The 13,465-nt window shown below is 59.9% G+C and carries 14 protein-coding genes; 7 read left to right on the forward strand and 7 right to left on the reverse strand.

Annotation, left to right across the window (positions count from 1 at the left end; translation table 11 throughout):
• The 3 genes from BM374_RS28770 to BM374_RS28780 form a co-directional block, all read left to right on the forward strand.
• Positions 1-275: hypothetical protein (locus BM374_RS28770; protein ID WP_143270266.1), on the forward strand; the 275-nt coding region annotated here is incomplete at its 5' end.
• 157 nt (positions 276-432) lie between these two features.
• Positions 433-1,629, forward strand: a complete 1,197-nt coding sequence (locus tag BM374_RS28775; RefSeq protein WP_092300304.1) for an acyltransferase family protein — start codon at positions 433-435, stop codon at positions 1,627-1,629.
• 348 nt (positions 1,630-1,977) lie between these two features.
• The gene (locus BM374_RS28780) at positions 1,978-3,441 is read left to right on the forward strand and encodes an MATE family efflux transporter (RefSeq protein WP_092300307.1); all 1,464 of its coding nucleotides are present in this window, start codon (positions 1,978-1,980) and stop codon (positions 3,439-3,441) included.
• A gap of 2 nt (positions 3,442-3,443) precedes the next feature.
• Here BM374_RS28780 and BM374_RS28785 read toward each other — a convergent pair whose 3' ends face one another.
• The 6 genes from BM374_RS28785 to BM374_RS28810 all read right to left on the reverse strand — a co-directional run bounded on the left by BM374_RS28785 (position 3,444) and on the right by BM374_RS28810 (position 9,612).
• Entirely contained in the window at positions 3,444-4,655 is a 1,212-nt protein-coding gene (locus BM374_RS28785) for a glycosyltransferase family 4 protein (RefSeq protein WP_092300310.1), read from the reverse strand.
• Entirely contained in the window at positions 4,652-5,419 is a 768-nt protein-coding gene (locus BM374_RS28790) for a class I SAM-dependent DNA methyltransferase (RefSeq protein WP_092300313.1), read from the reverse strand. Before BM374_RS28790 ends, BM374_RS28785 begins: the two co-directional genes overlap by 4 nt.
• Positions 5,416-6,537 carry a DegT/DnrJ/EryC1/StrS family aminotransferase gene (locus tag BM374_RS28795; protein ID WP_092300316.1) on the reverse strand — a complete coding sequence of 374 codons (1,122 nt, stop codon included), beginning with the start codon at positions 6,535-6,537 and terminating at the stop codon, positions 5,416-5,418. The genes BM374_RS28790 and BM374_RS28795 overlap by 4 nt, the downstream gene beginning before the upstream one ends.
• A complete protein-coding gene (locus BM374_RS28800) occupies positions 6,534-6,980 on the reverse strand; it encodes a cupin domain-containing protein (protein ID WP_092300319.1) in 447 nt (148 codons plus the stop codon). The genes BM374_RS28795 and BM374_RS28800 overlap by 4 nt, the downstream gene beginning before the upstream one ends.
• A gap of 120 nt (positions 6,981-7,100) precedes the next feature.
• Positions 7,101-8,183, reverse strand: a complete 1,083-nt coding sequence (locus BM374_RS28805; protein WP_244552718.1) for a CgeB family protein — start codon at positions 8,181-8,183, stop codon at positions 7,101-7,103.
• Between the two features lie 100 nt (positions 8,184-8,283).
• Positions 8,284-9,612: a hypothetical protein gene (locus BM374_RS28810; protein ID WP_092300325.1), complete on the reverse strand. Its 1,329-nt coding sequence runs from the start codon at positions 9,610-9,612 to the stop codon at positions 8,284-8,286.
• 169 nt (positions 9,613-9,781) lie between these two features.
• Between BM374_RS28810 and BM374_RS28815 the strand changes: the two genes are divergently transcribed.
• The gene (locus tag BM374_RS28815) at positions 9,782-9,976 is read left to right on the forward strand and encodes a hypothetical protein (protein ID WP_092300328.1); all 195 of its coding nucleotides are present in this window, start codon (positions 9,782-9,784) and stop codon (positions 9,974-9,976) included.
• On the forward strand, positions 9,976-10,389 hold the full coding sequence (locus BM374_RS28820; protein ID WP_092300330.1) for a hypothetical protein: 414 nt from the start codon (positions 9,976-9,978) through the stop codon (positions 10,387-10,389). The genes BM374_RS28815 and BM374_RS28820 overlap by 1 nt, the downstream gene beginning before the upstream one ends.
• Before the next feature lie 27 nt (positions 10,390-10,416).
• Here the strand turns inward: BM374_RS28820 and BM374_RS28825 are convergent, their stop codons facing one another.
• Positions 10,417-11,736, reverse strand: a complete 1,320-nt coding sequence (locus tag BM374_RS28825; RefSeq protein WP_143270258.1) for a hypothetical protein — start codon at positions 11,734-11,736, stop codon at positions 10,417-10,419.
• 201 nt (positions 11,737-11,937) lie between these two features.
• Here BM374_RS28825 and BM374_RS28830 point away from each other — a divergent pair, with 201 nt between their 5' ends.
• Together BM374_RS28830 and BM374_RS28835 are read left to right on the forward strand one after the other, a co-directional pair.
• Complete coding sequence (locus BM374_RS28830) at positions 11,938-12,999, forward strand: Gfo/Idh/MocA family protein (RefSeq protein WP_092300336.1); 1,062 nt, start codon at positions 11,938-11,940, stop codon at positions 12,997-12,999.
• Positions 12,996-13,463, forward strand: coding sequence for an acyltransferase (locus BM374_RS28835; RefSeq protein ID WP_092300339.1), 468 nt, complete (start codon positions 12,996-12,998; stop codon positions 13,461-13,463). The genes BM374_RS28830 and BM374_RS28835 overlap by 4 nt, the downstream gene beginning before the upstream one ends.
• Positions 13,464-13,465 lie beyond the last annotated feature (2 nt).

The following is a 13,465-nucleotide window of genomic DNA, read 5'->3' on the forward strand; positions in this document are numbered from 1 at the left end:
ATGAGGTTGCGTTGCATTTGACTGGCAGTGACCAGTACACCGTTTGGAATACCGACTCGAACGGCACGGTTGTTTCCAACGGCACGGGCGGCGTGGTCGTGTCGGGTTCAAGCTTGGTGCTGGAAGCGCTCGAGCCGAGCTTCCATCAGGATCTGAACGGGGATGGCGTGATAGGGGCGCCCACCTCCTCCGCGACTGCTCAAGCGCAACCCGGGTCAGAGGCACCCCATCATTGGACGATTGATTCCCACTTAGGTTACTTGATATCTCATTGATATTCTTTGGCTGTTTCGAACTCGGCCGCGATCGAGACCGGAAGCGCTGATCGGGATGGCCGATTGTATTCGTGACAATGCCAAGTTGTTATACACTACAATCAGTCGTGTGAATGCTCCCCCTTTTCCCCTTTTCCGCTCAGTTGAGATTTAACGGATGGCCAAGAGAGATAATATCGGCCTCGACTCTACAACCTCACATCTGATGGACTGCTTGCGCGGACTGAGCGCTCTGATCGTCGCGTATGTCCACGGGTTTCAGATATTTGTCCTACCCTATTTTGGTGTCGGCTCGCCGAGTCATATCCTGACGAGTCTGATCGCCACCTACGCCGTCAATACATTCTTTGTCGTTAGCGGTTTCATGATCTGCATCAGCACGCTGCGTCATCGCAATCCAGATGGTTCTTTCCGATCTGCCGAATTCGCCCAAGCCCGGATCCTACGAATTTATCCTCCTCTGCTTCTGGCGATTGCCGTCACGTTGCTGGTCTATTTTATTATCTCAGGTCTTGGTCTGCATGGATCAGAGAGTTTTCGACTAGGCGATGAGCTTTTCTTGGCGAGGGAACGCGTCAAGGTGGAATGGACCGCGCTCCCCAGTACGCTCCTTCTCCTGTATGGAGCAGTACCGTTCGCTCCCACTCCGATTAATATGGATGGACCTTTGTGGACGTTGGGCTATGAGTGGTGGTTCTACGTCTCGACTTTCTTGATTGCGCGGCTTTTGAACGGCTTGTCCATTTCTCGCCTGGTTCCGATTGCGCTTTTGGCTGGCATGCTGATTTACGGGCGGAATACTCTCTTTCTCTGGTTCTTGCTCATATGGTTAAGCGGCTTCAGCCTTGCCATGGCCTATGTAGCCAACTGGCTTCGTTCAAAATATTTTTTCCCGATTGTCGCCGTTCTCGCATCCGTCTTACTGCTCGCTCTACTCTTGATCGGGGGTGGACATATTTGGATCGATATACTTCTGCCATTCGATACGTCGTCGGCTCAGAAGATTATGGTCGTGAACTCGATGCTCGCTACGATCGTCCTGTCGGTCGTCGTCCGCTACGCATCATCTTCACGCCGTAAGTTCGCGCGGCAGCTCGCCAGCCTTTCGAATTTTTCCTACACGCTGTACGTGATCCACTATCCTCTCCTTCTTCTGGCCTTTAGTCTCTTGCACCCGCTTCTTCATGATTTCAAATGGATGGTTTCGCTGGCCACAATGACGCTTGTCCTCATCCCGATAGTTTACATATGTTCACGCGCCGCCACGGTCGTGGAGAATAGAAAGCTTCTCGGGCAGCTGGGATCTCGTGTCGTTGTGAGTTGGGTTCCTAGTGGGTCACGCGCAAATCCCTGAACTCGTGTTGCATGTGCGCTTTCTGCTCAATCGTCGGATTGGCCCCCTGAACGGGACGACCTCGGGCTCTTGCTTAGGCGGTCTCATCGCCGTAAGAGCCACTCTTGGGTCACTGGTCCACGTTGGGGTCACCCGTTCAGGGCGAGATGTTGATTGGTGCAGGCCGGTGTACCCGCTGCTTCACCACTGCCGACCGCGATCGAGACGATTTTTGGCCCGCTCGTCTGCCACGAAGGGTGCGTTTTGACCGATACGCAAGTTGATCCGCCAGGCAAGACAGACAGCCCCGCACGCGAGGGAGGGCGCTTGTACCGGCTTGTTCACGGCTGGTCCGCGAACCTTGTACAGATGCTGCTTGCTCTGACGCAGCAGCTTCTCCTGATCCCGACGTTCCTTCACTTCTGGAGCAGCGACACGCTTGCGGCCTGGCTCGCGCTCTATGCGGCCGGAAGCCTCGTCGTCGTCGCCGATTCCGGCTTGCAGCTTCGTGCCATCAACCGCTTTCTCGCGTTCAAAGCCTGTGTCGATTGCGAGGGACGCACGGCGAATTTCTACGCACGCATGATGCGGCTCTATCTGGGCATCGTCGTGGGACTAGGCGTATTGCTCGTTGCGGGCACCGAGCTGTTTCCGCCGGCGACGGTGCTCGGGTTTCACAACACCGAGAGTTTCGACATCGCGATGATCGTCATCACTGTCGGCACGTTGCTCGCTCTGCCGGCCAATCTCGTCTCCGGGCTCTATCGCGTGCGCGGCAAATACAGCCGCGCCGTGTGGTCGCAGAATGTCGCGCTGCTGGTTGGACAGATCGGACAGTTCATTGCGGTCGCATGGCTCGGCAGCCTGCTTGCGGTTGCGACCACCTATGTCGCGACGCAGATCCTGTTCGCGCTGTTCCTGATCGTCTACGACGCGCCGCGCCAACTGCCGTTCCTGAAACGCGGCCGCGCGGTCGCGTCACGGTCCTGGCAATGGAATGCCGGACAATTCCGCCTTGCGCTTCCGTTCGCCGTTGCCAACTTGACGGAGATCGCGCTCGCCAACGCGCCGATGCTGCTGGTCAGCGCGATGGTTGCCGATCGCGTGGCGGTCGCGCAATGGGGCCTGATCCGGGTTATCTCGAGCTTCGTGCGAGGCATCTGTATCCAGATGACGTTGCCGATCGGCGCCGAGTTAGGCCACGATTTTGCGATCGGAGACAAGGTACGGCTGCGCGGTCTCTATGCCTACGGATCGCTGTTCATCACCGCCATGGCCAGCCTGATCGTTGGCGGGCTGTTGCCGTTCTGGTCGGACTTCTTCGCGTTGTGGACGCATGGCAGCATTCCGAACGATGCCGTGCTCACCATGACGCTGCTGATGGGCTCGGCCGTCGTTGCGCCGTCCTTGATGGCCCTCAGCTTTGCCAATCACAGCAATCGAGGCGATCTCTTGGTGCGAACGAAGGGCGTGCAGCTGGCCGTTTTCCTGATCCTGTCGGCCGTGCTGATTCCCCGGCTCGGTCCGCTCGGTGCCGCGATCGCGGTCGTCGCAAGCGACCTGCTGACCCAGTTCGGAATCCTGACGCTCGTGATCGTGCGCCAGACGCTAGTCCATCCGATCCGCCACATGCTGCTCCTGATCGCGATCATGACCGCGATCATGCTCGGCGGATGGGGCCTTGGATTGGCGATCCGGGGCGTTGTGCCGGGAGCGGGGCTGCTGCGCTTCCTGGCGGAATGCACGATCTGGCTTGTGGTCGTTGCCATCGCAGCGAGTCCGCTTCTGATGGAGCGGGTGCGTGGGCGAGTGCTGGCGGCGGTGCCGAACTAGCGTCAGTAGATTTGGGGGTAGCGACGGTATCGCAGGCGCACCAGGTGCCGTGCGAGTTGGCGATGCCCCTCGTCGATCCGCTCGGCGAAATGGGCGAGCCGCTGCTTGCCGGCGGTGGCGAGCCGGGTGCGCTCCTCGGCCTCGCCGACCTTGACGATGGCCGCGGCGAGCGATGCAGGATCATCGTAGTCGAACAGAACGGCGGCGTCGCCCGCCTGCGCCTTGAAGGCTTCGGGATAAATCACGGGCGTGCCGACCGCCCAAGCCTCGAGGGGCGGTAGATTGGTCGGGCCGAAATAGGTGGCCATGACAAGCGCCTTGGCGCCGCGATAGAGTGCGCCGAGTTCCGTCGAGGGAACGAACCCGAGCATATGCACGGAATCGCCGAGCTCGTATTGTGCGACCAGCGCCTCGAACGCGGTGCGCGCGCCGGGGTCTGAGCCGCACAGCACCAGCTTGTGCCGCTCTCCCTGGTCCCTGAGCAGGCGCATCGCAAGCAAGATGGTCGCATGGTTCTTGTGCGACCAGAATTGCGCCGGATAGAACAGATAGCCGGGCTCGAGGTCGTGCTTGCTCAGGATCGCGTCATCTGCGGCCTCTTCACTCGTGCCCGGTCGCGACACGTAGACGGACGGCGAGAACGGAATGCAGACGGCGTGATCGCGCTCCATGGCGTAGCGCCGGCACAGCATGTCGATCAGCTCATCGGCGTTGGTGATGATCACGGCGGCTTTGGTGGCGGCACTGCGCCACACGATGTCGCGGCGCTCGAACTGGGCGAACTCGCGAACCTCGTCGAACTCTGGACTGTCGCGGAAGCAGCCGTCGAAAATCGTAATGATGAACGGCAGCTTATAGAGCACCAAGTTCCAGTTCGATGTGGTGGTGAAGTAGACGATATCGACGCCGGCGCGGCTCAGCTTCTTCTCGAACGGTGCACACACGCGCATGGCGAATTGCAGCAGGTCGAACGGCCCCAGGTACCTGAGGAATAGGAACAGGCGGTCGAGCCAGCCGAGCTTCAGATACTCGCTGCTGATGCCGAGATCGGCAAGGATCGCAACGTTGTCCGGCAGTGTCGTGAATACTGTAACCTCCAGACCAGCGGTCTTGGCCCAGTCGCGCATCCAAATGATGTCGGTGAGCGACTGCTGGAAACCGCCGCCGACGTCGAGCGGAAGTTCGAGAAAAATGCCGACGTGATAGCGTTTCATGGCTGCGCGGCCTTTCTCGCGATCGAATAGGCGGCCCAGTCCTTTGTGTTCGGCTCGGCTCCAGACAACCAGGCATTACTGCCTTCCGGGTCGAACCCGCTGTTCCTGAGCGAGGCCTCGACCTCGAACGGAAACCAGTAGCGCATGCGGTGGGTCTCATCGACGCGCCGGATCGTCGAGCGCTCGGTGTCTTCGCAGAACAGGGTGTAGTTCACGCGTACCGTTGCGTTCCGCTCGTCGTGCTCCGATTGCGCGATCCGCGTCAGGCGCAGCGGGGGCTGCTCGATGACCTTGACGCGTGTTTCGACGCCTTGAGCCAGCACGGCGCCGCCATACCAATAGTCGAAGAAGAACACGCCGCCGGCCTTCAACGCCGCGTGCGCGGTCTGGAACAGCGCCTCGAGCCGGTCGCGATCGTTCTGATAGCTGGCAACGTGAAACAGTGACACGACTGCGTCAAAGCCAGTTTCTGCGCCGACCTCGCAGGCGTCGCCCTGCCGGAAGGGAATCGCGAGCCCGGCCTGCGCCGCGCGTGCGTTCGCACTCGCGATCATGTCGGCGCTGAGATCGACTCCGGCGACGTCCCAGCCGCGGCGCGCGAATTCGATCGCATGCACGCCCGTGCCGCAGCCGAGATCCAGCAGCTTGCCCGTGACGATACCGTGGTCGCGCAGCCGGGCTTCGACAAAGTCGACCTCCCCGGTGTAATCCTTGTCCCGGTATAGAAGGTCGTACCACGGCGCGTAGTCGGCAAACACGCTCACGCCAGAATCTCCTTCAGAGCCTGGGCGGACCGCGCAATCTCATCCTCGGTTAGTGCGAGGCCGCTCGGCAGATAGAAACCGCGGCGAGCGATGCGCTCCGCGATTGGGTGTCGCTCGTTCAGCATGAATCCCATCCGCCGGAGCACGGGCTGCTCGTGCATGCACCAGAAAAACGGCCGCGTGCCGATGCCTTTCTCCGCAAGGCGCCGCATGGCCTCCTTGGCATCGAAGGGAACGTCGTCGTTCAGCACGATTCCGTAGACCCAGTAGATGTTGTCGGCATAGTTGGTGCGGGGAACGGGGCGGCGGATGCACTCGACGTTCTCGAGATGGCTGTCGTAGAGCCGGCCGATGCGGCGCTTGATCTCGACGGTCCGCGGCAGGCGCTCGACCTGGGCGACGCCGAGAGCAGCCTGGAGGTTGGTCATGCGCGCGTTCCAGCCAAGCTCTTCGTGGATGAAGCGCTGCTGCGGCTGAAAGCAGAGGTTGCGAAGGCTGGCGAGACGATCGGCAATAGCGTCGTCGTCGGTGAGGATCATGCCGCCTTCACCGGTCGTGACGTGTTTGTTGGGATAGAAGCTGAAGGTGGAGACGTCACCAAAGCTGCCGCAGGGCGCACCTCGATAAGTCTGGCCGTGCATTTCGGCGGCGTCTTCGATGATCTTGAAGCCGCGGTTGCGGGCAAGCTCGATGATCGGGGTAAGATCGACAGGCAGGCCGTAGATGTGAACCAGCATGATCGCGCGCGTGCGCGATGTGACCGCAGCCTCGACGCCCTCGATCGTCATGTTCCAGGTCGCGGGATCGCAATCCACCGCGACCGGAACGAGACCCGCGCGTACAACGGCGGCCGCGCAGCTGATGATGGTGAAGGTCGGGATGATGACTTCGTCGCCGGGCTCGAGACCCAGCGCGTGAACGGCGAGGTCGAGCGCGACAGAGCCATTGGTTACCGAAATGCCGTGCCGTCGTCCGGCGGCGCTCGCCATCGATTCCTCGAAGCGCTTGATGAACGGACCTTCCGACGAGATCCATCCGGTACGGATGCACTCGGCGAGGTACTCGGCCTCGTTGCCATCGAGGAGCGGCGTATTGACGGGAACGAAGGCGGAAGTCACAGCGCAGGGCCCTTGAGCCGTATCTCGGATGCGGGCACCTCGCGAAAGCGGGTCTTATCGTTCTCGCCAGCATACGGGCCTTGTTTGATCTCGAACATCTCGAGCGGCTCGATGACGTGGAAGCCGTGCGCGCCGCTGCAGAGCAGGATGATATCGCCGGGGCCAAGCATGCGGCTCTCCAAATACTCCTCTTCCTCGGTGTAGAAGTCGACCTGCAGCTTGCCCTTCTGGATGAGGAGAACTTCCTGGGTGTAATGTACCTCTCGCGTCACCTTGTTATGACGATGGGGCGCAATACTCTTGCCTTCCGGATGGCTCATGAAGGCGAGCTGTTGCGACAGCTCGGGCGAGGAGAAGAAGGTGATGCCCGGTTCGCGGAACGAGGCGCGAACGATGATCGCGTAGAGCTGCTCGCCGAAGCTGACACGTTCGACGTGTTCCATCCGAGGCCTCAAGAAAAACGCTGAAATTATAGCGACATAGCGCCGATTTGAGCCGCACTTTGGCTATTTTGACCCGCATCGTCAAGGGCGGAACGGGCCCCGCGCGGCCCCTCCTGAGTTTCAACCCATGAAGCGAAGAATATCGTCGATCCGCTGCCTGAACGTGTGGGTCGAAAGCGTCCGCGCCTGTCCTGCCGCAGCAATCGCGCGCCGCTCGTCTTCGTTCCTGAGGTAGCGATCGATCGTTGCGAGGCAGTCGTCGACCGAGCGCCAGACCGCAACCTCGTGGCCTTCTTCAAACAGGGTGTGAAGGTTGTCTTTGAAATCGGTCAGGAGAAACGTGCCGGCGCCGGTTGCCTCAAACAGGCGCGCATTGCCAGCCTCACGTCCGGCCATGTCGATATGCGAGTTGAGCGTGATGCGGGACGAACGGAGCGCCTGATACATCCCCACACCCCACGCCTCGCCTTGATAGCAGCGGTGTAGAGGGGATGAAGCGGGAAGCGTGCTCAGGCCGCTTCCAAATAGCTTCAAGTCGTATGTTTGCGCGACCGCCTCGAGTTGCGCCACCCGCTGCTGATGATCAGCGGACACGATGCCGACGAACGAAACGTCGATCTTGCGCTCAGGTGCCGGTGGCAGAGCGTTTAGTATCTCAGGCTCGAACGCCAGATGAAGCACTTCGGCTCTGACTCCCGCCTTGCGGAAGGACTGGACGACCTGGAAGAGCTGCGAGATCATCAGATCGTAGGCCGACCAATCCTCTCCGCGCGAGGGCACGATGCCGACCTGCCCGATGAGGGCCGGCCGTCCGATACCCTTGATTTGCCGCGCCAGGCGCGCGTCGATGTAAAAGACGTCCTGGTTCAGGACGAGATCCGGCTTGAAATCCTCGATCTGAGCCAGCAGAATCTTTTCCGCCTGCGCATCTAGCCGCGGGCTCAAACCGAGCTTGCGTGCCAGCGGCCTGAGGATCGGCTTGAATGGCGCGATCACGCGCTGAAGCGCACCGGGAATCGCTTGCCGTTGCAGCTGCGCGTCTGGTTCAGGCGGTTGTTCATAGGCGAGCCCGTGTTCGCGCGCCCATGCCGCCTGCATCCAGGGATTGTTGACGTGTATGTCGGCGGCGGGGTGGCCCGCCGCAGTGAAGTTGCGTGAGTAGAAGTCGGCGACGCCGAACAGGCTGGCATTGCGCGCCGCCATCTGCGCTGCGTGCGGCGCCCAGGCGAGATCGGGCGTGCGGCGATACAGCCAGGTCAGAAAGCGCGGATAGTCGGCATTGAGAATGAGGACGCGCATCTGGCTAGTCTGGTTGTTCACTTGAATCGCGCGGCATCACATACCACAACAGAAACAGCAGCACGGATCCATGAGTCAGCATGACCGTCGTGAACGGCACGTTCAGCAGCGTCTGCGGCAACAGCGCCCCGGATACCAGAACGATGCGCTGGGATATGCCGGCGGACATGCCGTTGGCGAGGGCGATGATGACGCCGCACACGAATGCAGAGATCGGAGCAAGCAGCGGGCCAACCGACGCAATGCCTTCAGTGGCAAAAAGCGAGGCGTTCATGTAGCCACCGATGCCGAACCAATTGTAGATGACAACTGCTATCGGCTCCTGATAGGCGCAAGGCATGATTGGCTTCAAATAGCTGATCTGGCAGAAGTGCGTCACAACATGAGTGAAAAAGAACTCGTTGTAGTAGTCCATCGCAAGCGAGGGGATGGCTACCATGCGGAAGTTCACCAGTTGGAAGGCCGACATTGCGAACCGTTCCGGCAATAGGCCGTATTGGCAAAGGCCCAATAAAATCACGCCCGCGGCGGTCGGCACCAGGAGGGACAGGATTACGGTGAGCCGCAAATTCACGAGCCGCGTTATCACGACCATGAGGACGAGCCACGCAGGGGCAAAGAAGGCCTGCTTGCTTAACGTGACCGGATAGAACAGCATCAGCAAGATAAGAATGAGGCAGGCCCGCCAAAGGCTTCCACGCACTGCGTAGCATGCGAATGCGAAGGGCAAGAGTGTCGTCGTCGTGGTCCCGACCAGGTAGTTCACCAACGTCGGTCCGATCAGCGTCTCGCGATATGTGTAGATATCTCCGAGCGAGACCAGCCTGAAATTGTAATATGCTCCGATCGCCGCGGCGGCGATCCCGATCAGCACGATGCAGCCCAATAGCCGTTCGAAAGCCTGCGGAGACAATGTCAGCAATCGCGGCAGGTTCGGCCGAGAGAGTGCGGCCACCAGGAACACCACCGCTGAGGTGGCCGCCGAGAGGCCGCTGAGGCGGTGGTTGTAGCCGAACTCGGAGAAGTTGTTGAGCCAGAGATAGCCGGCAATTATGACGAAGAGGTAGTAGCCGGCAAAATAGCCGAAGTTGAACCGAGCGCGGACGAACAAGACGGCTAGTATAGCGAACGCTGCAACCGTGGCGGCGGCCGCCGGTAGCATCTCGTTGCTGAAGATAACGTGGTATGCAGGATAGATTCGCGCGACGCAGATAAGCGAGATGCTACCCAGGGCCAGATGGCACGGGATGAGCAGCGCCACGCTGCGATCGTTGCGACGCCAGCGGGTCACGCTCGCGACCTGATGTTCTTCAGTATAGACGGGAAGCCCCATTGAGCGGTACAGATATCTTATTCAAGTCAGAGGCACAACGTCGTGCAGAGTTGGTTTTCGGGCTGGCGAGGGGCCTGCAGAGCCGCCCCATTGAAATTGCATCTTGGGCGTCTAATATGAAATCCCTCCAAAAGGAAGCTGCTCGGTCAAGCTGGGCAATGGCGTAGGAATGGTCGAGCAGATTGATCCCCGCATTGAACCGGCTACCAGGCGCATTGCATCCGAGATGGGCATGCCGGTGCTGACTGATGCCGAGTGGGATGTCTTCTTTGGCCGTCGTATCGGGGTGCTGTCGCCTCAGGCGTCGAACAAGATGATTGCTGCTTATGCTGCAGCGCAGGCGATTGCGCGAAGGGAGAACTGATGCGCGCCTTGCTTGCGGTTTGTGCGTTGCTACTGGCTTATGTTCCTGCTGCCATAATTCTGAGCAAGCGTTCGCTTCCGGATGGTGCAATTCTGCCCGGGCCCTTTATTCGGTACGCGAACTCGAACGCTTTCATGAGTTTCCCCGTGCTCCCTGGCGCTTTGGCGGACGAGGAGAATCATCGCGGGCAATCGACCTTGGCGCTGTACGAGGATGAGACGCTGCTAGGGCCGGCGCATAGCACAAACTTGGATGTGCAGGTTGATGGCCGAGGACGCTATTCTTACTGGCGTCACGGCACGAAGATGCTCCTCTTCTCGACCAGCGACAATAGCGACCCCAATACGAACGGTCGAACATATCGAGTCACTGATCCGAGGGCGCACGATCCATATCAGGCGCAACGTCGATAGCGACGTTTAACTTCGGAGTGTCGGCGTTCATCGTTCGAGAGGATCATTCTTGTGATCAAGTTTGAACATGTCTCGCGGCATGACATACCAAAGTAGAAAAGTGAAAGCGGCGCCTTGAGAAAGGAGCGTCGTCGTGAACGGTATGTTCAAGAAGGCCTGGGCGAGAACCCCGCCCGAAAGTAGGATGAAACGCTCGGGTAATCCGGTCGACATGCGATTGACGATCGCAAAAACGAGGCCGCATGCGAAGGCCGTCAACGGTGCGTATACCGGGCCCACCGAGGCGATGCCTTCCGTCGCGAACAGGGATGCGTTGAAAAGACCACCAGCATCGTAATACTTGGACATGATCGCCGCCAGCGGTTCATTGTAAGGGCAGCCGACAAGCGGGCCGAGCAGGCGAACTTGGCAGAAGTGGGTGAGTTGGTGTGTCGCGAAGAAGTGGCTGTAGTATTCCATCGCCAAAGATGGAATCGCAGTCATGCGAAAGTTGACCAGGCCAAAATAGGCCGGGGACACGCCCGAGACTAGCAGCCCTCTGTCGTGAAGGGATAAGAGCACCACGCCAAGGGCCACGGGGACCAGAACCGACAGGACAACCGTCACTCGCCCGCCGAACATCCTGGAGGCGATTGTGAGGCTGACGAGCCACAATGGCGCGAACAACGACATTTTGGAGAGAGTGATCGGATAAAAAAGCAGCATCAGCAAAATGACGACCCCTGCGCGCCAGAATTGGCTGCGCAGGGCGAAGCAGGCATAAGCGAGCGGCAGCAGGGCGCTCGAGACTATTCCGATCGCGTAGTTGAGACCGGTCGGGAAATCCAATTCTCCCCGAAACTGATAGATGTCGCCCAGCCCGACAAGCTTGAAATTGTATTTTGCGCCGGCTGCAATCGTTGCGACCGCAGTGATAAAGATTGTAATGAGGAGCCGATCGACTGACCGGATCGATAGGACGTAAACTTGGGATAGACGAGAGCGGATGAGCAGGGCTGGCAGCAGGAATGCCACAGCGGACACGGCAGCGGATATTCCGCTCAAGACATGGTCATATTGAAGCGGCGCGAAAGCATTGAGCCAAAGGTAGCCCAGTATCATGATATAAAGATAGAAGCCGACCAAATATCCGGGGCTGAAGCGTGCAACGGCAAACAGCCAGGAGAGGCTGGCAAACGACAGGGTGGTGAGAACCGCCGAAAGCAGCCATCCGGAATAAAAAGCGATCTGGAATTCGGGATAGTGGGTAGCGACGTAAAAAAGTGATGCGCAGCAGACTGCGCTACAGGCATATACGAGACCTGCGAGCAGTCGAGTTCCGGGCTCGTATTGGGCGGCGTACTTCATCGCGGGCTTGCGGCTCCCCATACTCGCTAACGCAATTGATGCTTGTGTTCAATCTCTTGGCCGGTACGGAGTTTCTTCGTTTCGCGCGAGAATCGACAGCAATCTCCTAATTTACAGGGATTTCATATGGTGTAGAAATGCCCACCATCTTGATATTGTCGGGGATGTATATGCAAGCGACTCGGATGTTGAGGGACTCCCGTGGTTAGGTTTGGTCTGCTCGGGTGCGGGCGCATCGCCAAGCGTCACTCCGAACTCCTGGGCGGCGGTATTATCGAGGGCGCTCGCCTGGTCGCGGTGTGCGATTCCGATCGTGCGCGGGCGGACGCGATCGCCGCGAAGTTCAAGGTTTCCGCGTATGCCGATCTCAATGAGATGCTCGCACGCGACGACATTGACGCCGTCGCGGTCCTGACGCCGAGCGGGATGCATCCGCAGCATGCGATTGCCTGCGCGCGCGCAGGCAAGCATGTGGTGGTCGAAAAGCCGATGGCGCTGCGGCTGCAGGACGCCGACGACATGATCCGTGCCTGCGATGAAGCCGGCGTAAAGCTCTTCGTCGTCAAGCAGAACCGCTTCAACGTGCCGATCGTCAAGGCGCGTGAGGCGCTCGATGCCGGCCGGTTCGGAAAGCTCGTGCTCGGCACGGTCCGCGTGCGCTGGTGCCGGGACCAGGCCTACTACGATCAGGACGCCTGGCGCGGCACCTGGGCCCAGGACGGCGGCGTGCTCACCAATCAAGCCAGTCATCATGTCGATATGCTGGAGTGGTTTTTCGGCGACGTCGTCAGCGTTCATGCGCGCAGCACCACCGCGCTGGTCAAGATCGAGACCGAGGACACGGCGGTTGCGACGCTGAAGTTCCGCAGCGGGGCGCTGGGGATCATCGAGGCTACGACCGCAGCGCGCCCTGCCGATCTGGAAGGCTCGCTCTCGGTCCTGGGCGAGAAGGGGACGGTGGAGGTTGGCGGCTTTGCCATGAACCAGATCCGCCACTGGCGCTTCGTCAACGAGCTGCCGTCGGACAAGGAGGTGATCGAAAAGTATTCGGTCAACCCGCCGAACGTCTATGGCTTTGGTCACCAGGCTTATTATCAGCATGTCGTTGACTGCCTCGCCGATCGGGGCGCGGCGCTTGTCGACGGGTTGCAGGGGCGCAAGAGCCTGGAGCTGATATCCGCACTCTACGAATCGATCGAGACCGGGGAGGAGGTACCGCTTCATTTCGTACCCCGCCGCAGCCGCTTGGGCTCAGTCTCGTGAGCGGCCCCGAGCGCCATCAGGTCGGGATACGCGACGTCAGCTTCGGCTCCGGCGTCAAGGTCGTCGAGCCCTGCAATCTCTACGGTTGCACGATCGGCGATGGATGCTTCATCGGTCCCTTCACCGAGATTCAGAAGGATGTCGTCGTCGGCGCCCGTACGCGGGTGCAGTCGCACAGTTTTGTCTGCGAGCTCGTGACTATCGGCGAGGACTGCTTCATCGGCCACGGCGTGATGTTCATCAATGACACCTTTGCGAGCGGCGGTCCGGCGCGCGGTCGCAAGGAATTGTGGCGCGAGACCAAGATCGGCAGTCGGGTGTCGATCGGCTCGAATGCCACGATCATGCCAGTCACGATCGTGGATGATGTCGTGATCGGCGCGGGCTCGGTGGTGACCAAAGACATCACCGCGGCCGGAACGTATGCCGGCAATCCGGCGCAACTATTGACCTTGCGGAAGTGACG

It is taken from the genome of Bradyrhizobium sp. Ghvi (genome assembly GCF_900115265.1).
GTDB lineage: Bacteria > Pseudomonadota > Alphaproteobacteria > Rhizobiales > Xanthobacteraceae > Bradyrhizobium.

Excerpts from the sequence above, each read along its gene's own strand:
- BM374_RS28775 (WP_092300304.1), top strand. The coding sequence starts at position 433 with ATGGCCAAGAGAGATAATATCGGCCTCGACTCTACAACCTCACATCTG.
- BM374_RS28780 (WP_092300307.1), top strand. The coding sequence starts at position 1,978 with ATGCTGCTTGCTCTGACGCAGCAGCTTCTCCTGATCCCGACGTTCCTT.
- BM374_RS28785 (WP_092300310.1), bottom strand. The coding sequence starts at position 4,655 with ATGAAACGCTATCACGTCGGCATTTTTCTCGAACTTCCGCTCGACGTC.
- BM374_RS28800 (WP_092300319.1), bottom strand. The coding sequence starts at position 6,980 with ATGGAACACGTCGAACGTGTCAGCTTCGGCGAGCAGCTCTACGCGATC.
- BM374_RS28805 (WP_244552718.1), bottom strand. The coding sequence starts at position 8,183 with ATGGCGGCGCGCAATGCCAGCCTGTTCGGCGTCGCCGACTTCTACTCA.
- BM374_RS28810 (WP_092300325.1), bottom strand. The coding sequence starts at position 9,612 with ATGGGGCTTCCCGTCTATACTGAAGAACATCAGGTCGCGAGCGTGACC.
- BM374_RS28815 (WP_092300328.1), top strand. The coding sequence starts at position 9,782 with ATGGTCGAGCAGATTGATCCCCGCATTGAACCGGCTACCAGGCGCATT.
- BM374_RS28820 (WP_092300330.1), top strand. The coding sequence starts at position 9,976 with ATGCGCGCCTTGCTTGCGGTTTGTGCGTTGCTACTGGCTTATGTTCCT.
- BM374_RS28825 (WP_143270258.1), bottom strand. The coding sequence starts at position 11,736 with ATGAAGTACGCCGCCCAATACGAGCCCGGAACTCGACTGCTCGCAGGT.